General features: G+C 48.4%; 16 protein-coding genes and 1 pseudogene. 11 read left to right on the forward strand and 6 right to left on the reverse strand.

What is annotated here, in order from left to right; genetic code table 11:
• From ACTF7Q_RS07295 to ACTF7Q_RS07325, 7 genes are all read left to right on the forward strand, one after another.
• Positions 1-391, forward strand: a 391-nt coding sequence (locus ACTF7Q_RS07295) for an ABC transporter permease subunit (protein ID WP_438997191.1), incomplete at its 5' end; no start/stop codon positions are given.
• Positions 388-1701 carry a branched-chain amino acid ABC transporter permease gene (locus ACTF7Q_RS07300; RefSeq protein WP_438997192.1) on the forward strand — a complete coding sequence of 438 codons (1314 nt, stop codon included), beginning with the start codon at positions 388-390 and terminating at the stop codon, positions 1699-1701. The genes ACTF7Q_RS07295 and ACTF7Q_RS07300, both read left to right, overlap by 4 nt.
• A gap of 74 nt (positions 1702-1775) precedes the next feature.
• Entirely contained in the window at positions 1776-2969 is a 1194-nt protein-coding gene (locus ACTF7Q_RS07305; RefSeq protein ID WP_438997193.1) for an aromatic amino acid transaminase, read from the forward strand.
• A gap of 74 nt (positions 2970-3043) precedes the next feature.
• Positions 3044-4705, forward strand: a complete 1662-nt coding sequence (locus ACTF7Q_RS07310; RefSeq protein WP_438997194.1) for a thiamine pyrophosphate-dependent enzyme — start codon at positions 3044-3046, stop codon at positions 4703-4705.
• A 28-nt stretch (positions 4706-4733) separates the two neighbouring features.
• Positions 4734-5960 carry an aminotransferase class V-fold PLP-dependent enzyme gene (locus ACTF7Q_RS07315; protein ID WP_438997195.1) on the forward strand — a complete coding sequence of 409 codons (1227 nt, stop codon included), beginning with the start codon at positions 4734-4736 and terminating at the stop codon, positions 5958-5960.
• Positions 5961-6129: 169 nt separating this feature from the next.
• A complete protein-coding gene (locus tag ACTF7Q_RS07320) occupies positions 6130-7305 on the forward strand; it encodes a MalY/PatB family protein (RefSeq protein ID WP_438997196.1) in 1176 nt (391 codons plus the stop codon).
• A 37-nt stretch (positions 7306-7342) separates the two neighbouring features.
• On the forward strand, positions 7343-8245 hold the full coding sequence (locus ACTF7Q_RS07325; RefSeq protein ID WP_438997197.1) for a DMT family transporter: 903 nt from the start codon (positions 7343-7345) through the stop codon (positions 8243-8245).
• On the opposite strand, the gene ACTF7Q_RS07330 is transcribed toward ACTF7Q_RS07325, so the two are convergent.
• Complete coding sequence (locus ACTF7Q_RS07330) at positions 8242-8937, reverse strand: TerC family protein (RefSeq protein ID WP_438997198.1); 696 nt, start codon at positions 8935-8937, stop codon at positions 8242-8244. The two genes, ACTF7Q_RS07325 and ACTF7Q_RS07330, sit on opposite strands and share 4 nt — an antisense overlap.
• Before the next feature lie 286 nt (positions 8938-9223).
• Here ACTF7Q_RS07330 and ACTF7Q_RS07335 point away from each other — a divergent pair, with 286 nt between their 5' ends.
• Together ACTF7Q_RS07335 and ACTF7Q_RS07340 are read left to right on the forward strand one after the other, a co-directional pair.
• The gene (locus tag ACTF7Q_RS07335) at positions 9224-10867 is read left to right on the forward strand and encodes an ABC transporter permease (RefSeq protein ID WP_438997199.1); all 1644 of its coding nucleotides are present in this window, start codon (positions 9224-9226) and stop codon (positions 10865-10867) included.
• A 57-nt stretch (positions 10868-10924) separates the two neighbouring features.
• A complete protein-coding gene (locus tag ACTF7Q_RS07340; RefSeq protein WP_438997200.1) occupies positions 10925-12061 on the forward strand; it encodes an alpha-hydroxy acid oxidase in 1137 nt (378 codons plus the stop codon).
• A gap of 32 nt (positions 12062-12093) precedes the next feature.
• Here the strand turns inward: ACTF7Q_RS07340 and ACTF7Q_RS07345 are convergent, their stop codons facing one another.
• From ACTF7Q_RS07345 to ACTF7Q_RS07360, 4 genes are read right to left on the reverse strand one after another with little or no spacing between them, the layout of a single operon-like run.
• Positions 12094-12879, reverse strand: a complete 786-nt coding sequence (locus ACTF7Q_RS07345; protein WP_438997201.1) for a maleate cis-trans isomerase family protein — start codon at positions 12877-12879, stop codon at positions 12094-12096.
• A gap of 23 nt (positions 12880-12902) precedes the next feature.
• Entirely contained in the window at positions 12903-14075 is a 1173-nt protein-coding gene (locus tag ACTF7Q_RS07350; RefSeq protein WP_438997202.1) for a M24 family metallopeptidase, read from the reverse strand.
• 17 nt (positions 14076-14092) lie between these two features.
• Complete coding sequence (locus ACTF7Q_RS07355; RefSeq protein WP_438997203.1) at positions 14093-15262, reverse strand: diaminopropionate ammonia-lyase; 1170 nt, start codon at positions 15260-15262, stop codon at positions 14093-14095.
• Complete coding sequence (locus tag ACTF7Q_RS07360; protein ID WP_438997204.1) at positions 15262-16083, reverse strand: phytanoyl-CoA dioxygenase family protein; 822 nt, start codon at positions 16081-16083, stop codon at positions 15262-15264. Before ACTF7Q_RS07360 ends, ACTF7Q_RS07355 begins: the two co-directional genes overlap by 1 nt.
• Positions 16084-16300: 217 nt before the next feature.
• On the opposite strand from ACTF7Q_RS07360, the gene speB reads away from it, so the two are divergent.
• Entirely contained in the window at positions 16301-17263 is a 963-nt protein-coding gene (speB, locus tag ACTF7Q_RS07365) for an agmatinase (RefSeq protein WP_438997205.1), read from the forward strand.
• A gap of 66 nt (positions 17264-17329) precedes the next feature.
• Complete coding sequence (locus tag ACTF7Q_RS07370) at positions 17330-18484, forward strand: M24 family metallopeptidase (protein WP_438997206.1); 1155 nt, start codon at positions 17330-17332, stop codon at positions 18482-18484.
• Positions 18485-18498: 14 nt separating this feature from the next.
• On the opposite strand, the pseudogene ACTF7Q_RS07375 reads toward ACTF7Q_RS07370, so the two are convergent.
• Positions 18499-18665, reverse strand: a pseudogene (locus ACTF7Q_RS07375) (creatininase); the annotation flags it as partial.

Here is an 18665-nt window from a genome sequence, read left to right on the forward strand (position 1 = left end):
ATCGGGTATTAATCCAGATAGAGTTGTGATGATCGCATGGATTATAACAGCGGCTTTGGCAACAATTGCAGGCACGTTATATGGTCTTGATAAGAGCTTTAAACCGTTTGTCTATCTACAGCTTTTATTACCAATCTTTGCGGCCGCCATCGTTGGCGGTGTGGGGAGTCCGATTGGGGCGATTGCCGGTGGGTTTGTCATTGCTTTTTCCGAGTTGATCATCACTTTCGCGTATAAGCGCGTTGTAACTTATATGCTACCAGAAAGCATGGCGCCCGAAGGATTGGTGCAATTCCTATCTACCGATTATAAATTTGCCGTTTCTTTTGTCATCCTGGTGATCGTGCTTCTGGTGAAGCCAACCGGTATCTTTAGTGGGAAATCAATATGACAGATAAAGAAAGAAATCTTGTCTATTTCTCAATCATGGCAGGTTTGCTCGTTTTTGTCGGCTTTATTCAGAGCTGGAGTGTATCGCTATCGCTTTTAAACCTGTGTTTGATTTCGGCGATCATGGCGCTTGGAGTTAATATCCAATGGGGCTATGCAGGTCTGTTTAACGTCGGAATCATGGGCTTTGCTGCGCTTGGTGGTCTAGCCGGGGTGTTGGTAGCATCGCAACCTGTATCTGAAGCATGGCAGGTGGGTGGCCTTGGTATAATTGGTGGTCTTATCGCTGGTCTGGGTATGATCGTTACTGGCATATTTGTTTGGCGTAAGACTGCCAAGATGGGGCGGCGACGTTACTGGCTGACTGGCCTTGCCATTCTCATTGGCTATATCATTATGCGGATGATCATTGATCCCGCTGTGTTAGCGATTGAGTCGGTCGAGCCAGCAAAGACCGGATTTCTGGGTGGGGCTGGCATGCCCATCATTTTCAGTTGGCTTGTTGGTGGTGTTTTTGCCGCAGGTGCGGCATGGGTGGTTGGAAAAATATCACTTGGTCTTCGATCAGACTATCTGGCGATCGCAACATTGGGTATTTCGGAAATTATTATCTATTTTCTCAAGTTTGAGGATTGGCTTACGCGTGGTGTGAAGAATGTGGCTGGTTTGCCGCGTCCTGTTCCGTATGAAGTCGATTTAAATAATTCAGTCCGTTTTCAGGATTGGGCACAAAGTCTGGGTATGCAGGTTGATGACGCGTCATCGATTGTCGTCAAGCTATGCTATGCCGTATTATTTACGACTGTATTGTTGATAATTCTATGGCTTTCCGAGACGGCATTGCGATCACCTTGGGGTCGTATGATGCGCGCCATTCGGGATAATGAAACCGCTGCCAGCGCGATGGGCAAGAACGTCACTTGGCGGCATTTGCAGGTGTTTGTTCTAGGTTCAGCCGTTGTAGGTGTTGCAGGTGCGATGCTGACGACTCTGGATGGTCAGTTTACCCCCACAACATATCAACCACTTCGGTTTACCTTTCTGATATGGGTTATGGTTATCGTTGGTGGGTCAGGTAATAACTGGGGCTCAATCCTTGGTGGTTTCATAATCTGGTTTTTCTGGATTGAAGCCGAACCAATGGGATTATGGCTTATTGATACGCTTACGTCGGGTATGTCAGAAGATCACTGGTTACGCGTGCATCTGATGAATAGCGCCGCGCATATGCGCTTGATTACTATGGGTCTGGTTTTGCTGTTGGTGCTAAGATTTGCCCCTCGCGGTTTGATACCCGAAGTTAAACGCTAGCTAAAAGTGTTTGCTTTGAACGGCAGATTTGCCCTACAAAATAGATAGACAGCCCTTACAATCGGAACATTATTATGCTTGAAAAGTTCATTCCAGCGAAAGCTGATCCCATTCTTGGTCTTGGTAAACTTTTTGCCGCCGATAGGCGCGAAAATAAAATCGATCTTGGGGTAGGCGTCTATAAAGATGCTGACGGTAAAACACCGATTATGACAGCTGTTAAAAAAGCCGAAGTCTGTTTACATGCCGAGCAGACATCTAAATCCTATAAGGCGCTTGCTGGAGATGAGGTGTTTAGGGATGAGATGCGCAAACTTGTATTGGGAGACACTGTTGCGGCAGATCGTGTGGCAACTTTGCAAGCACCTGGCGGCACTGGCGCATTACATCAGCTTTTCGAAGCCATGAAACTATTGAATCCTGACGCGACTATATGGGTCAGCAACCCAAGCTGGCCATCGCATGTGGCAATGGCAAAGCATCTTGGTTTTAAAACTGAGAATTATGATTATTTTGACTCAGCAACAAGCGGGGTTGATTTTAACGGCCTGATGACATCGCTTCAAGGCATGCGTGCTGGCGATATGCTGATACTTCATGGTTGTTGCCATAATCCAACAGGTGCCAATCTGACAGCAGATCAATGGCAATCCATTACCGATCTTGTTCTGGAAAAAAATGTCATGCCACTTGTTGATATTGCCTATCAGGGTTTTGGCGACGGTCTGCAAGAAGATGCGATGTTTATGCGCACAATGGCGTCGCGGATGCCAGAAATGATGGTGGCGGCGTCATGTTCCAAGAATTTTGGCCTTTATCGTGACCGTGTTGGTTGTGCGATGGTTATTGCCAAGGATGCGGATACAGCAACCCTAACACAGGGTAATTTGGCCACTTTGAACCGGATGAACTATTCTTTTGCGCCCGATCATGGTGCTGCTTTGGTAGCTATCATTCTATCTGATAGTGAATTGCGCGCCGAGTGGGAAGCCGAATTAGAAGAGATGCGCCTAGCCATGCTGACGGTGCGTGAAGATCTTGCCGAAGCATTGCGCCAGCAATGCAATTCAGATCATTTTGACTTTATAAAAGACCATCGCGGTATGTTCTCACGGCTTGGGCTTTCGTCTGAGCAGGTTGAAACACTTCGTGTTGATCATGGTATGTATGTCGTTGGTGACAGTCGTATCAATGTGCCGGGCTTGTCTGGGGGGCGTGTGGCTCCCTTTGCCAAAGCGGTTTCCATGGTCGCTAATATTTCAAAATAATGTTCGTGATCTTTTCATCCTGATATAACCTTAATTGACGTCAGGGGGCATCTTCATTGGGTATGGATACGGCTATGAGAGATGGTGGCAGCCTGTTGATGGAATGCCTGATAACACTGGGTGCCAAGGTTGGCTTTGGTGTCCCGGGTGAATCTTACCTTGCTGTTCTGAATGCCATGTTTGATCACCAAGATGAATTCCGTTTCATCATGGCGCGACAGGAAGGTGGCGCAGCCTATATGGCTGAGGCTTGGGGCAAACTCACTGGTGAACCGGGGCTTTGTTTTGTGACACGGGGACCTGGTGCCACGAATGCGTCAATTGGCGTGCATACAGCTATGCAAAATTCAACGCCAATGCTGTTGTTTGTCGGTCAGGTTGGCGGTGATATGATTGGCCGCGAAGCGTTTCAAGAAATCGATTATACAGCCTATTTTGGCAGTATCGCTAAATGGGTTGTTGAAATTGATGACGCGGCGCGTATTCCAGAATTTATCAGTCGGGCATGGGCCACGGCTTTGAGTGGTCGCCCAGGTCCCGTTATTGTGTCTTTGCCCGAAACATTGCTGACGCAAAAAGTTGCGACCGCGCCATGCAAGCCTGTTCGCATTCCCGAACCCGGCATATCAATGCCGCAATTGGATTCGGTTGAAGCCATGCTCAATGAGGCGGACAAGCCGGTTATCATGGTTGGAGGAAGCCGCTGGAATGATGACGGTGTCGAGGCGCTATGTAAATTCAGTGCGATAAATAATCTGCCCATTATCGCGGCACACCGGTTTCACGATATCATCGATAACCACCATGATTGCTATGCTGGTGATGCCAGTGTTGGTATGCATTCCTATATGAAGTCAATGTTGCGAGAGGCTGATTTAATTCTGGCGATCAATATTCGTTTTGGTGAAATGACAACCGATGCTTATCAGCTTTTTGACAGTCCCAATATGAAAGCCAAATTGATTCATAGTCATGTATCTGATGGCGAATTGGGTAAAATTTATGCGGCAGATATTCCGCTTCATGCGGGACCTAACTGTTTTGCCGAAGCCTTATCGACATGCACGTTGGTAGCAAATTCAAAACGTCAAAAATGGTGTCATACTGCCCGGAAAACCTATCTATCAAGTTTCAAAATTGATCCTCAAGATAGCCCTGTAGATATGCGCGTGGTGATGGCAGTTCTGGACGATGTTCTGCCTGATGATGTGATCGTGACGCATGGGGCAGGTAATTTTGCGCTATGGCCGAATCGATTTATGAAATTTGGACATAAGGCACGGTTGCTGGGACCACAAAGTGGTGCCATGGGTGCAGGGGTTCCCGCCGCTATTGCTGCCAAGGTCAAATATCCTGATCGCACGGTTCTATGTTTTGCCGGTGATGGTGATTTTCAGATGAATGGTAATGAACTGGGCACCGCGATGCAGGAAAATATTCAGCCTATCATCCTGATTTTGAATAACGGCAGCTATGGTACAATCCGTATGCATCAAGAGCGAACCTATCCAAACCGTGTCTCAGGAACCGATCTTGTGAATCCCGACTTTGTGACATTGGCATCAGCTTATGGGTTTTATGGCGAGCGCGTCGCCAGCACCCAAGCGTTTCGTGCTGCTTTTGACCGTGCGTTGGCATCGCCGACCGGTGCCGTATTAGAACTTATGATAGGCACAGAAGCCATTAGCCCACGTGCCACAATTTCGAGTTTGCGTGACCATAGCAAAACGCAATAATCACGCTTGTAAATATATAGGAACAGTCATGAGTGCCTTGGACATAGATTTCATCCGTAGCCAGTTTCCGGCTTTTTTTGAACCATCACTGGCGGGGCAGGCCTTTTTTGAAAATGCAGGCGGTTCCTATACATGCAAACAGGTTGTTGATCGTTTACATCGTTTTTATCGTGAGCGAAAGGTGCAACCCTATGCGCCGTATGAGGCGTCGCGCCTTGGCGGTGAGGAAATGGACGAAGCACGCTCACGGCTTGCGGCTTTGATGAATATTCATAGTGATGAACTCAGTTTTGGCCCATCAACAAGCCAAAATACCTATGTATTGGCGCATGCGTTTGGTCAGATGCTGTCTGCGGGTGATGCCATTATCGTGACAGATCAGGATCATGAAGCCAATAGCGGCGTGTGGCGGCGCCTTACCGCGCAGGGTATTGATGTGCGCGAATGGCATGTTGACGGCGAAAGCGGTCAGCTTGACCTCGTAACGCTTGCGTCGATTCTGGATGAAAGCGTCAAGCTGGTTTGTTTCCCGCATTGCTCGAATATTGTGGGTCAGGAAAACCCCGTCGCCGAAATTGTGCGTATGGCACATGATGTCGGGGCGGTTACCTGTACAGATGGGGTTAGCATGGCACCGCATGGGTTGCCTGATATACGCGCCCTTGGAACCGATATCTATCTGTTTTCAAGCTATAAAACCTATGGCCCGCATCAAGGTATCATGTTTGTGGCGCGCGATCTGGCGGATCGATTGCCAAATCAGGGACATTTTTTTAACAGTGATGTGCGCTATAAGCGCTTTACCCCCGCTGGACCAGATCATGCGCAGATTGCTGCCTGTGCCGGTATGGCTGATTATATTGACCTTATACACAACCATCATTTTCCGCCAAATGCTGATGCGGCAGCGCGCGGTAGGGCGGTCCGTCAGTTGCAACGTGATCACGAAGATTTGATTTTAGCGCCTTTGCTTGATTATCTGCGCAGCCGAAATGACATCCGCATTATGGGGACTGACAAGGTAGGGCAACGTGTACCAACCGTTGCTGTGCATTCTGACAAGCCAGCTCCTGAATTAGCCAAGAGGCTTGCCCGGCATGGTGTGATGGCAGGTGGTGGCGATTTTTACGCTGTCCGTCTGATTGAGGCGATGGGCGTTGCATGTGACCCTGGTGTGCTACGTTTGAGCTTTGTGCATTATACGCATGCTGATGAAGTGCAAAAGCTGATCACCGCACTTGACGCTACATTATAGACAACATCTTTCAAGCTGATGTCTTGACCTGTGCTGATAAACGACTGTAATTTATTAGATAATCCGCGTGGCTGTTTGGCTTTTTGGCTGTTTTTTGTAATGATTTCTAGGGTATTACCTTTGCATGTATTGGCTGTCAGGCAATCGGATATTTGTCGATAGGGTTTTGATGACTATAGATTTTGATGAAATTATTAATCGCGTAGATACCCATTCGGATAAATGGGACAGCATGCAGGCACATTACAATGTGTCGCCGCATGACGGCATTCCCATGTGGGTTGCCGATATGGATTTCAAACCCCCGCAGGCGGTGGCTGATGCGGTGAGAGATATGTATGCGCATGGCGTATATGGCTATTATGGCGATGATACAAGTTTCCGTAATGCGCTTGTTGACTGGATGCAGCGGCGGCATGATTGGACTGTGCAGCCAGACTGGATCGTGAATACACATGGTCTGGTAAATGCGCTATCGCTTGCTGTTCATGCCTTTACCGATATTGGCGACAGTGTGGTCATTTTCTCACCAGTCTATCACGCGTTCCAGCGGCTCATCAAAGCTAACGACCGCAGAGTTGTCGAGTCTGAGCTCGTACTTGATAATGGGCGCTATTCTATGGATCTGGATGCCTTGGCGTTGCAACTTCAGGGGGATGAGAAGCTGATGTTTCTGTGCTCGCCGCATAACCCCGGTGGCCGCATATGGACACAAGACGAGTTACGCGCGCTTATCACTTTCTGTGCTGAACGGGACATCATCCTGATAAGTGACGAAGTGCATCATGATATTATCCTAGATGGAAATGAACATCATGTGCTGGCGAAAATTGCACCCGAATTTGAGGCTAATCTTATCACTTTGGCCGCAACAACAAAGACATTCAATCTTGCAGGTTCGATGCTGGGCAGTGTGATTATTGAAAATAAAATGTTGCGTGAACAATTTCTAAAAGCGCAAAAAGCGGCAGGCACGTCTTTGAACCGATTTGGCATGATCATGTCTGAGGCAGCCTATAAGCATGGTGATGAATGGCTTGACGCGTTGCGATTATACCTGGCTGAAAATAACCGCATTTTTGCCGAAGGGATTCGCAAAATTCCAGGCCTGACGATCATGCCTCTGGAGGCGACTTATCTGGCCTGGGTTGGCTTCGCCGATACCGGCATGAGTGAAGATGAATTTAATCATCGCGTCACGCAAAATGCCCGTATTGCTGGGAATTTTGGTCGTAGTTTCGGAGCCGGTGGTGATGGTTTTATGCGCTTTAATCTGGCAACACGCCGCGCCCTTATTGTAGAAGCTGTAGGCCGCCTTCAGGATGCCTTTGCTGATCTTCAATAATTAAACAGGACGCCATTACTTTGGCACAGGGTACATATTGAACATTTCACAGCTAACTTCTCAATCAACGAATAAGCGAACAGGTTTGCTGCTGGTTTGTGCGGCGGCATCGGTGTGGGGATTGATCTGGGTGCCCATGCGTTATGTCGAAAGTCTGGGCATCAGTGCACTATGGGTTGTGGTCATTTTTCAGACTTTGCCCTTTATAGCTTTGTTCCCATTTTGCCGAAAATCACTGCTTTCAAATCGTCAGGACTGGGTTGTTTATCTTGCTGCCGGTGGTGCTATGGGCATTGGCTTTGCGCTTTATTCTCTTGGGCTCGTGGTGGGATCGGTTACTAAAACGACAGTGCTGTTTTATCTGACGCCCATATGGTCAACCTTACTTGGCAGTATATATCTGGCTGAAAGACTAAACAGAGCACGGTGGATAGCGATTAGCATGGGATTGATCGGGTGCATTCTGATCATGAAAATGAATGTTTTTGACATGCAGTTTTCAAAAAGTGATTTTCTGGGGCTTCTATCAGGCTTAAGTTGGTCAGTGGGGTCGATCATTATCGGTAAATATCCAAACGCCAATGTTATGAACATCACCTTGTTTCAATATGCCGTAGGCGGCTTAATAGCCGCTATAGCGGCGGTGTTTCTGGGCCTGCCAATAGCTTATATGGGCGTGCTAGCAAGCGCCTTACCAATAGCATTTGTGGCATCCGTGTGTATTTTTCTGCCGTCAGTTTTGATCATTTTTCGCGTCAATCAATATGTTTCGCCTGGGCTGGTAGGCATTGTAATGCTGTCTGAGGTTATCGTTGCGGCCGCATCATCGGCCCTATTTTTAGGTGAATATCTTGATTACTGGCAATGGGTCGGGTTTGTCGCGATCATTACGACAGGGGCGTATATAGGCATTATGTCCAGTAATATGGCGACTGACTAAACCGTCTTGTGTCGTTTTGCCAGCACGCGCCCGCTGATGATAACAGCCACCGCAAATCCACCTGCAAAGACGATATCCGCATACGGTATATGTTGGGTCAGATAGGCTTTGAGAAGCGGATCATTAACGATTAAATCACCGGCAAGCCATCCCAATAGTCCTGCGCCCATGCTGATGATGACCGGATAGCGTGACATCAGCTGGAGGATAATAGCACTGCCACCGATGATGATTGGCACGCTTAGAAGCAAGCCAAAGACCACGAGATACATATTACCTTTCGCCGCCGCCGCAATCGCTATCGAATTATCCAAGCTCATAACAAAATCGGCAATGATGATGGTGCGAATGGCAGATGCAAGACCTTTGGAGCTATTGACCTTATGTTCACTTTCAGCATTATTTTCCATAAGTAGCTTGACGCCAATCCATAAAAGCAAGAGCCCACCAATAAGCTTTAGACCCGGGACGGTTAGCAAAGTTGTAGCAAAGAAAACCAGAATAACACGTAGGATTATCGCACCAGCTGTGCCCCATAGAATGCCCAGCTTTTTCTGATGGGCTGGCAGATCACGACAGGCCAAAGCAATTATGATAGCATTGTCACCACCCAGAATTATATCTATTGCGATAATTTGTAGAATAGAGATGACAAGGGCATCTGTCATAAACGCTGTCATAAATTCTGGCATGTATTATGGCTCCTAGGTCTTTTATCGTTTAATAAGTTTTTTTTACCTGATTACAGATAGGCGCGAGGTGGATAAAATGGAAGAGCCGATTTTACAGAATTTTTTTAATCACTTATTTTGTTATAGAGCTTAAAAATTGCGAATGATTATCAGTTTGACACTTGCAAAGGGTTTTTGATTTTGATAATCATTCTTATTAATAATACCCCTTATATTTATCGAACATGACATTAGGTGATCAGCCCTTGTCGCGATCATATCCGCAAAAGACAGTTGAACAGGCTTTATGGTAGCAACATTTTTAACCAACTGGGCAGGTGCTTCGCGCCAGTATTTGGATCGCTGGCTGGTCGCTGTTGTGTTGTTATGCGGTTTGTTTCTGGCACCAGTATTGGCGCTTGTCATTACAGCAAGTGGCGATAGTGACGGTCTGTGGTCACATCTGCTGAATACCGTTTTAGGCACTTATGTGCGTAACACGCTCATCCTGATGGTTGGTGTTGGGGTGCTTTCTATCGGTTTTGGTGTCAGTTCGGCATGGGTTGTGAGCCGTTATCATTTTCCCGGTAAGACGGTTATGGAATGGGCACTTTTGTTACCTGCAGCCATTCCAGCTTATATTATAGCTTATACATATACAGATTTCTTTGAATATGCTGGTTTTGTACAAAGTGGTTTGCGTAGCGTTTTTGGCTGGCAGACAGCCCAAGATTATTGGTTTCCTGAGATCAGGTCGCTTGGTGGGGCAATATTGGTGATGGCCTCTGTTCTCTACCCCTATATTTATATGGTCACACGCGTTGCATTTCGTCTGACACCAGCCAGCCTTTTTGAAATTGCACTGGTGCATAATAAATCACAATTTTGGACAGTCGGATTGCCACTTGCCAGACCAGCGATTATGGCGGGTTTGGCATTGGTGCTTATGGAAGTGGTTTCGGATTTTGGCACTGTTGAATATTTTGCCATTCCAACGATAACGCTGGGTATTTTCAATGTCTGGTTGGGGATGAATAACATCGTTGCTGCGGCACAAATTTCGTTGGTGGGGTTTGTCTTTATTGTTAGCCTGCTAGGGTTAGAGCTTTATGCGCGCGCACGCCAGCAATTTTCCGGCAACGGCAAACCACCTACGCCAGTTACGCCTATCGTGCTGCATGGTAGCAAGGTGTTTATGTGCTGGCTGATATGTATGATACCGCTTGCGCTTGGTTTCATCATTCCGGTTCTGGTATTGCTGAGTTTCGTTTTGGGGAATAACGCCGGCACTGATTTTGCAGCGATCTCGGGCATTATATCAAACACCCTGATGATTGCTGGTATGGCATCGGTTTTTGTAATGGTTGTTTCATGTTTCATTGTACTGACCGCAACATATCGCTCAGGCAAATGGGTGCGCTCGCTAGCGTTACTATCATCGCTTGGATATGCGTTCCCGGGAACCATGTTGGCTATTGGTGTGCTGATTTTTGCCAGCGCATTTGATCGCATGATTGCAACAATTACCAACGGGCATGTGTTGGGCATCCTGATTAGTGGTCTGGGGATTTTGCTATTTGCCTATGTTGTTCGGTTTCAGGCTGTTGGCTATGGTGCCATGATATCAGGGGTTCGGCGTTTGCCACCCAATATGATGAATGCCAGCCGTATTCTTGGGCATGGATATTCAAGCAGTATAAAACTGGTGATTTTGCCCCTTTTACGTAGCTCGCTATTAGCAGGCGGTTTGCTGGTCTTTGTCGATGTCATGAAAGAACTACCGATGACTTTATTGTTGCGTCCGTTTAATTTCGAAACATTGGCGACCTTTACTTATCAATTTGCCAAGGATGAAATGCTTGAACAAGCGGCATTGCCCGCTTTGATGATTGTGATCGCGGGGTTGGTGCCAGTTGCCTTTATGAATATGATGCTGAAACACAGCCGATAGGCTTTACAATGCTTGCAATTACTGTGAATTTAAGCTTTTACGTCAAAGGCTCAACGAATGACCAAAATCGCTTGCATTGATGATTTGCAAAAGCTCGCCAAACGACGCGTTCCAAAAATGTTTTATGATTATGCCGATAGCGGCTCATGGACTGAGTCAACCTATCGGGCAAATGAAACTGATTTGCAGCAGATAAAATTCCGCCAGCGTGTTGCCCTTGATGTCAGCAAGCGTTCAACCGAGATGACCATGCTAGGGGAGAAGGTCACGATGCCGGTTGGGCTCGCGCCCACTGGGCTTACCGGTATGCAACATGCCGATGGCGAGATTCTTGCCGCTAGGGCAGCAGCGGAATTTGGTGTGCCTTTTACCTTGTCCACTATGTCGATTTGCTCAATCGAGGATGTTGCTGAAAATTCGGACAAACCGTTTTGGTTTCAGCTTTATGTGATGCGGGATCGTGACTTTGTCTCGCGCCTGATCGAGCGTGCACGGGATGCACATTGTTCAGCACTAATGGTGACGCTTGATTTGCAAATTCTTGGGCAACGCCACAAGGATGTTCATAATGGGCTGAGCGCCCCACCAAAGTTGACCATCAAAAATATCATCAATATGGCCACCAAGCCAGGCTGGTGTTATGGTATGCTTGGCACAAAGCGGCGCGCTTTTCGTAATATCGTCGGGCATGTAAAGGGTGTTGCAGATATGTCGTCCTTGGCAAGTTGGACGAATAGCCAGTTTGATCCGTCATTATCATGGAACGATGTGGCAGCAATCCGTAAACAATGGGGTGGCAAGCTCATCATCAAAGGTGTGCTTGATGCCGAGGATGCAAAAGCAGCGGTTAATGTTGGCGCTGATGCCATTATTGTATCAAACCACGGCGGTCGTCAGCTAGATGGTGCGATATCCGCAATCGCGGCGCTTCCGGCAATCGTCGATGCGGTCGGGGATAAAAGTGAAGTCTGGATGGATAGCGGCATCCGTTCAGGTCAGGACGTGTTACGTGCGATTGCGTTGGGCGCCAAAGCGACGTTGATCGGGCGCGCCTTTTTATATGGGCTTGGCGCACGTGGACAAGATGGCGTGCGCGAGACGCTGGAAATAATCCATAAGGAGCTTGATGTCACGATGGGCTTATGTGGCAAAAGCGATCTGGCCAGCATCGATGACAGTATTCTGCTTCGCTAGGGTTCAGCGCGGGCTGATTTAGCTGTGCTGATTTAGCTGTACAGAGCGCCTTTTCCAGCCGCCCCAACGGTAAGTCCCGACAGACGTGCCATATCCCACGCTAAAGCCGAGTTGCTGGATATTACCGGAATGCCAAGTTTGGCTTCGGCTTCGGCAATAATTGGTGCGCATTTCAATGATGTGCAGGCAACAAAAATAGCATCAAGCGATGCGCTGCCAGCATCGTTAGCAACAGCGGTGATCGCCGCCATAATGGCTGATGGCGATATGCAACCAACAATCGAGTCGCGATCTTCATCAAAGCTGGCGGCGGTGGCAACATTAAATCCAGCAGATGACAGGTCATCACACATTTTTTGCGAAATGTCCGAGATATAGGGTGCCAAAAATCCGATATTGCGCGCGCCTAGTTTTGACAGGCCACGCTTAACGGCGGTCATGGGTGTTGTCACATGTTTTGCGTCAATATGCGATTTGATTATCTTTTCAACATTGTCTTCGCCGATGAGTAATGACGCTGAGGTACAGCCATAACCAACGGCATCAAACGCATATTTTGGAGGAAATAGTGATAATGCTTCGGCAAAACGATCTTCCATCATTGTCAGGTTGTCGGCAGTTACCTGATCGTCGCAGGCGATCCGTGTATGGATCAGTGACAGCGCACCATCACCCAGAAAATAGCGGAATTCATTTTCGATTGTGAGATCCGTTTCCAGCGTCACAAGACCAAGCTGTAAGGGCAGATCCTGGGGGGCGATCACGTCAAAGGGCAGGCGGCTGAATGCTATTTTAGCGGCGCGGTTTTCATCCATCATCTGTTTCCTTTATCACCTGGTTGTTATGCGATGATCGGAAGATCGCGATCAGCACGATATGATAATAACTCAAATCCATCCTCGGTCACGACTAAATTTTCTTCGGCGACCATAAGAAACCCATTACCATAGATAATCGATGGTTCAATGGTCAGAGCCATACCAGCTTCAATTACGGTTTTGTCCCATATTGTATGTGAGGGTGTCTCGGTTAATTGTGTGCCCAGACCATGCCCGTATCGGCCAACATCACCGCCGCCATCATTTGGATTGGCATTTGGCCGCAAAATATTATCCATGACATGAAATAAATCAGACGCGGTTATGCCAGGTTTTAATATATCCAAGGCCGCTTGGGTGGCGTCATAAAGCTGGTGATGCGCGCTTTTGGCTTCATCACTGGCGTGACCAATGGCAAAATTACGGTCAAAATCACTGAAATAGCCGTCCCATACACAGCCAGTATCGAGCATAAAGACGTCGCCTGCGGCAAGCTTGCGGCCATCTGGCGGGGCGATGATATCAAAATACCCGCCTGGACCGGCTGATCCAACAAGGTAGCTGACATCGTCAATGCCAGCCTGTAACGCCCGGATTTTGAACTCGCGGAATAATTCACGCAAGGGCAGACCTGCTGTTACCCAATTAGGGAGATCGGCAAATACCGATGACACCATGCTGCATACATGACGTGATTTGACTATTTCAGCTGGTGATTTGATCATCCGGATATGCTGGACTTCGGCTGTCATATTGACCCATTCTATATCCGTCAATCGGGCGCGTAATCTATCAAGATCGGCCAGTGGCATACGGATTACGGTTTCGCGCCCCATAAGCATACCAAGTCTGCCTTTTGATCCCATATGGCTGGTAATGGCGTCATATACGAGGCTGATGCCATCGTCATCTTCGGCGGGTGATGGCCAGCTTTTGATGTCACCGACATAGCAATCTTGCATAAGTGGGACGCCGATTGTCGGTATTATGGCTGTTGGCTTGCCATCTGCCGGAATTAGAATGAACCAAGGGCGGGTCGGGCTTTGCCAGAATTGCGTCATAAAGCCGGTAAAATAGCGAATTTCGGCTTCTGAACTCAGCAGTAAAGCATCCACATCGCTTTTGTGCATCGCCTGTTGAATGCGTTGACAACGTTGTTCAAATTCTTCTGACGTAAAGCCACGTTCCATGTGCATATTATGTCCCTATCAAGCTAGAGATTGATACCGGTTATATCGCTGTAAAGTGCAGGATCGGTTGCGCCTTCAGTGCCAATCAACAGTATTGTTGAGTTCTCATCCAGGCCAAGCTGATTTTTGAGAGCCGGGTCAGATGTTGCGGCGATCAAAGCGGCAAGACCTGAAGTCGAGCATTCGCCCGCTTCGATTTTGACGTTGTCCGACGTTAAGTGACCATGCGCAAAAGCCTGCATAAGGGGGGCAACGCCGTCATCGGTAATGCTAAGGCAATGCGATAGGGTTGGGCGTAGCATATCCCACGCCAGAGACGAAATTTCGCCACATGAGAGGCCAGCCATCATGGTTTCTTCGGCAATATCAACCAATGTGGGACGATCATTGCGGATGCTCTCAAGGAAACAGGCTGACATCGCGCTTTCAACCGAAATGGCTTTGCATATATTGCTGCCCATATCATCCCAGAACGGGCCAATGATACCACTGGCAAGACCGCCAACGCCGACAGGCAAAAAGGCATGTGTTGGGCGTTGTTCGCCCATTTGATCCATGACTTCGGCTGAAATAATCGAATAACCTGCCAGAACCTGACGTGGCACATCCAAATAGCCATCCCATGATGTGTCTGATACTAACTGCCATCCATGTTCTTCAGCGTCACTTTTACAAGCAGCAAGCGAGGCTTCGTAATTACCATCAACCCGGATAACATCAGCGCCATAGGCTTTCATAGCGTCTTCACGGGCGGTGCTGACATGCGCATGGATATAGATTTTGGCGTTGCATCCGGCCTGCTGGGCACCCCATGCTACCGACCGGCCATGATTACCATCAGTCGCGGTGGCGGCGGTAAAGTCTTCGGGCTTGCCGCCTGAGCTGACAAAGTTACTCAGCACGTCTGCAATCGCATAGGCACCCCCAAGCGCCTTGAATGATTGCAAGCCAAAACGTGTAGATTCATCCTTATAAAGAACCGATTTTACCCCACAGGCTTTGGCGACAACATCGAGTTCAAGCAACTGTGTTGGTTTATAGCTTGGCCAGCCAGCGATGACGGATTGTGCGGTCTGCATCTGGGCATTGCTAAGCACATGCGCGTCATCAGGAAATGTGCCCGGATTATGGTTCTGGTTGGTGATACATTCGACAATACTGCATTGTCCCATCGCCTGATCTAAATTACTCATTAAAATTGCCCTTTTTTATCTGCGCCGGCGTAAAAAATATCTGAAAGGCAGTCATTAGCCTTTTGTCTGAATGCAAGATCGCTAGGTTGCATTGGCTGGCTTGGACGGCCTGCATATTGATGATATTTATATTTATCATCACCGCGTGCATGTTGCACCCAGATTTTGCCAATCACCTGATCGACATTGGCGCCGATATAGCTCTGGATTGCAAATCCCATGCGGCGTTTGTCACTGTGATTAGGACCTGATCCATGCACAATACGCGGATGATGAAGCGATAGCTGCCCGGCTTTCATGATGACAGGGACGCTATCTTCTATTTTGATATCAGGCACGGTCTGGCCACGGGTCAGGATATTATCCTTGCCAAATGTATCAATATGATCTTGCAAGGGGGCTTTGTGCGATCCGCTAATCATGCGCATACAGCCATTTTGTTCATCGACATCATCAATTGCTAGCCATGCGGTGACCCAGTTATGTGGCTCTAGCCCGATATAGCGGGCATCCTGATGCCAGCTGACAAAACCTTCAGTATGCGGCGGCTTGATAAATAAGGTTGTGCCACAAACCAGAATATCCCGGCCAATCAGACTTTCAACAGCATCAAGGATCCGGCTGTCATGCGTGATGGCGTCCAGAACAGGCAAAACGTAATGGGCATTATTGCGACCAGCACCCGCTAGCTCATCATGATATTGTTCATCTGCCGCTTCGATATCAGCTCTGATCGAGGCAATTTCGTCTGCGGTAAAAATATCGATAGGGGCGACAAAGCCATGATCATCATAGTGCTGTTTTTGCGCATCCGTGAGCATTAGAAAACCCTTTTTTTCTATATTAAGATTATCTTTTGCGCGTAAAGCGATCCGAGTAAAGCCCAAATGTGCAATCGCTTTACATTGGCATAGGTGGTTGCATGCACGGCCTAACTACATTAGCGTTTTTGTCTATTTGCCAGCTTGCCAACTTGCCATCAGGCCAAATGGCTGTCAGATAACCTTATGACGTTACATGAATGAAGGAGCCTAGCAAATGAGCGGACATGGATATGAAACGGGGCGTTTGAATCTGCCTTTCGTTGGTTTGTGTACATTTGGCAAGTATCCATATCAGCCAGACTGGAATAGTATTGATGCTGATTTTGCGGTGCTTGGCGCGCCCTTTGATTTTGGCACCCAGTTTCGGGCAGGCGCACGTTTTGGGCCACGCGGTATCCGTGAGGCATCAACGCTGTTTTCCTTTGGTCATGCTGGTGCCTACGACCATGAAGATGATGTCACCTATCTTGAAGCGGACAAGGTGCGGATTGTCGATATAGGCGATGCTGACATTATCCATACTGATACCATGCAAAGCCACGCCAATATTGAGGCTGGCGTCCGCGCGATATTGAAAGCGGGGGCTGTTCCCATTGTTCTGGGCGGTGATCATTCGGTCAATATTCCCTGTATCAATGCGTTTTCCGATCAAAAACCATTCCATCTGGTGCAGATTGACGCGCATCTTGATTTTGTCGATGAACGGCATGGCGTGCGCTATGGTCATGGCAATCCGATGCGCCGCGCGGCAGAAAAACCCTATGTGACAGGGCTGTCGCAGATTGGCATTCGCAATGTGTCATCAACAGCCCGCGACGGCTATGAGGATGCCCGTAAAATGGGATCTGACATTCAGTCAGTGCGCCAGTTCCGTGCGATGGGCGTAGCGGCGATGCTGGATCGCATTCCGGCAGGTGGACGCTATTACGTTACTATTGACATTGATGGTTTTGATCCATCAATTGCCCCAGGTACAGGTACGCCGTCGCATGGTGGATTCCTGTATTATGAGGTGCTGGAATTGCTGGCGGGTCTCATCAAGCGGGGTGATGTGATTGGTCTGGATCTGGTTGAAGTGGCACCAGATTATGATCTGTCGGGCAGCACAACGACATTGGCCGCGCAGATATTGCTGAACATCATTGGCCGGATTGATCATGCACGCCGCACCACATGACAGGGGCGGGAATCATGATGACCCCCGCCGCCTGAAACCCATATATTCCCGAAACAGGAGAACCCCATGACATTACATTTTTCGGATGCTGAATTTGCCACGCGCAAGATGGCGGTGATGGCCGAGATGAAACAGGCCGGGCTTGATGCGATGCTTATATTCCGGCAGGAATCGATGTATTGGCTGACAGGTTATGACACGTTTGGTTATGTGTTTTTTCAGACTTTGGTGCTCACTGCCGATGGTGATGTTGTGCTGATGACACGCGCGCCCGATTTACGTCAGGCGCAGAATACATCGAACATAGCGGATATTCGCATCTGGATAGATCGCGATGGTGCCAGCCCAGCCGATGATTTACGTGACATTCTTGTCGAGCTTGGCCTGAAAGACAGCAAATTTGGCGTTGAATATGAAGCCTATGGTCTAACAGGTCGCAATGCTATGCGGCTGAATACGGCACTTGACGGGTTTGGTGAACTGGTGGATGCGTCAGAGATGATCTCGCGTCTGCGGCTGGTCAAGTCCGCTGCCGAGATTGCCTATATAACACGGGCAGGGGAACTATCGGATGCGGCGCTGGATGCGGCTTATGAACTGGCCAAGCCAGGTGCCGATGAGGGTGAAATTCTGGCGGCGATGCAAGGCGCTATTTTTGCGGGTGGTGGTGATTATCCGGCGAATGAATTTATCATCGGTTCAGGCAAGGATGCGTTGTTATGCCGGTATTTTTCCGGTCGCAAAATACTGCAGGATGAAGACCAGCTTACCCTCGAATGGGCAGGGGCATATCGGCATTATCATGCGGCCATGATGCGGACAATCCCGATTGGGCGGGCATTGGATGCGCATATTGATATGCATGCGGCCTGTGTCGAGGCGCTTGAAGCCTGTCATGATGCTTTTCGCATAGGCAATACGGTAGGCGACGTGTTTGACGCGCATGCACGGGTTATGGACGCACGCGGCTATAATCATGCGCGGCTCAATGCCTGTGGCTATTCAATGGGGGCGACCTTTTCGCCAAACTGGATGGACTGGCCGATGTTCTATCAGGGCAATCCGGTGGTGCTGGAACAAGGCATGGCCTTTTTCATGCATATGATCCTGATGGATAGCGACAGTGGCGTGGCGATGAATCTGGGCGAAAGCTTTGTGCTGGAGGCGCAAGGCGGCACCCGCCTCAGCGCTTCAAACCGTGATCTTTTTGTGGGAAAATAGATGGCGTCAGGCGGCTACCGCCCAACGATCATTTCATCCGTGCCAAATGGGAATTGGGTGATATTTTCCGCCCCGTCTTCGGTGATGATCAGAATGTCATGCTCGCGGTAACCACCAGCCCCTGAATCGCCTTCGGGGATCATAATCATTGGTTCCATCGACACCACCATGCCTGGTTTCA

Source organism: Puniceispirillum sp. (SeqCode), assembly GCF_965657105.1.
Lineage (GTDB): Bacteria > Pseudomonadota > Alphaproteobacteria > Puniceispirillales > Puniceispirillaceae > Puniceispirillum.

Excerpts from the sequence above, each read along its gene's own strand:
- ACTF7Q_RS07345 (WP_438997201.1), bottom strand. The coding sequence starts at position 12,879 with ATGATGGATGAAAACCGCGCCGCTAAAATAGCATTCAGCCGCCTGCCC.
- ACTF7Q_RS07335 (WP_438997199.1), top strand. The coding sequence starts at position 9,224 with ATGGTAGCAACATTTTTAACCAACTGGGCAGGTGCTTCGCGCCAGTAT.
- ACTF7Q_RS07350 (WP_438997202.1), bottom strand. The coding sequence starts at position 14,075 with ATGCACATGGAACGTGGCTTTACGTCAGAAGAATTTGAACAACGTTGT.
- ACTF7Q_RS07315 (WP_438997195.1), top strand. The coding sequence starts at position 4,734 with ATGAGTGCCTTGGACATAGATTTCATCCGTAGCCAGTTTCCGGCTTTT.
- ACTF7Q_RS07305 (WP_438997193.1), top strand. The coding sequence starts at position 1,776 with ATGCTTGAAAAGTTCATTCCAGCGAAAGCTGATCCCATTCTTGGTCTT.
- ACTF7Q_RS07330 (WP_438997198.1), bottom strand. The coding sequence starts at position 8,937 with ATGCCAGAATTTATGACAGCGTTTATGACAGATGCCCTTGTCATCTCT.
- ACTF7Q_RS07370 (WP_438997206.1), top strand. The coding sequence starts at position 17,330 with ATGACATTACATTTTTCGGATGCTGAATTTGCCACGCGCAAGATGGCG.
- ACTF7Q_RS07360 (WP_438997204.1), bottom strand. The coding sequence starts at position 16,083 with ATGCTCACGGATGCGCAAAAACAGCACTATGATGATCATGGCTTTGTC.
- ACTF7Q_RS07300 (WP_438997192.1), top strand. The coding sequence starts at position 388 with ATGACAGATAAAGAAAGAAATCTTGTCTATTTCTCAATCATGGCAGGT.
- ACTF7Q_RS07320 (WP_438997196.1), top strand. The coding sequence starts at position 6,130 with ATGACTATAGATTTTGATGAAATTATTAATCGCGTAGATACCCATTCG.
- ACTF7Q_RS07340 (WP_438997200.1), top strand. The coding sequence starts at position 10,925 with ATGACCAAAATCGCTTGCATTGATGATTTGCAAAAGCTCGCCAAACGA.
- ACTF7Q_RS07355 (WP_438997203.1), bottom strand. The coding sequence starts at position 15,262 with ATGAGTAATTTAGATCAGGCGATGGGACAATGCAGTATTGTCGAATGT.
- ACTF7Q_RS07310 (WP_438997194.1), top strand. The coding sequence starts at position 3,044 with ATGAGAGATGGTGGCAGCCTGTTGATGGAATGCCTGATAACACTGGGT.
- speB (WP_438997205.1), top strand. The coding sequence starts at position 16,301 with ATGAGCGGACATGGATATGAAACGGGGCGTTTGAATCTGCCTTTCGTT.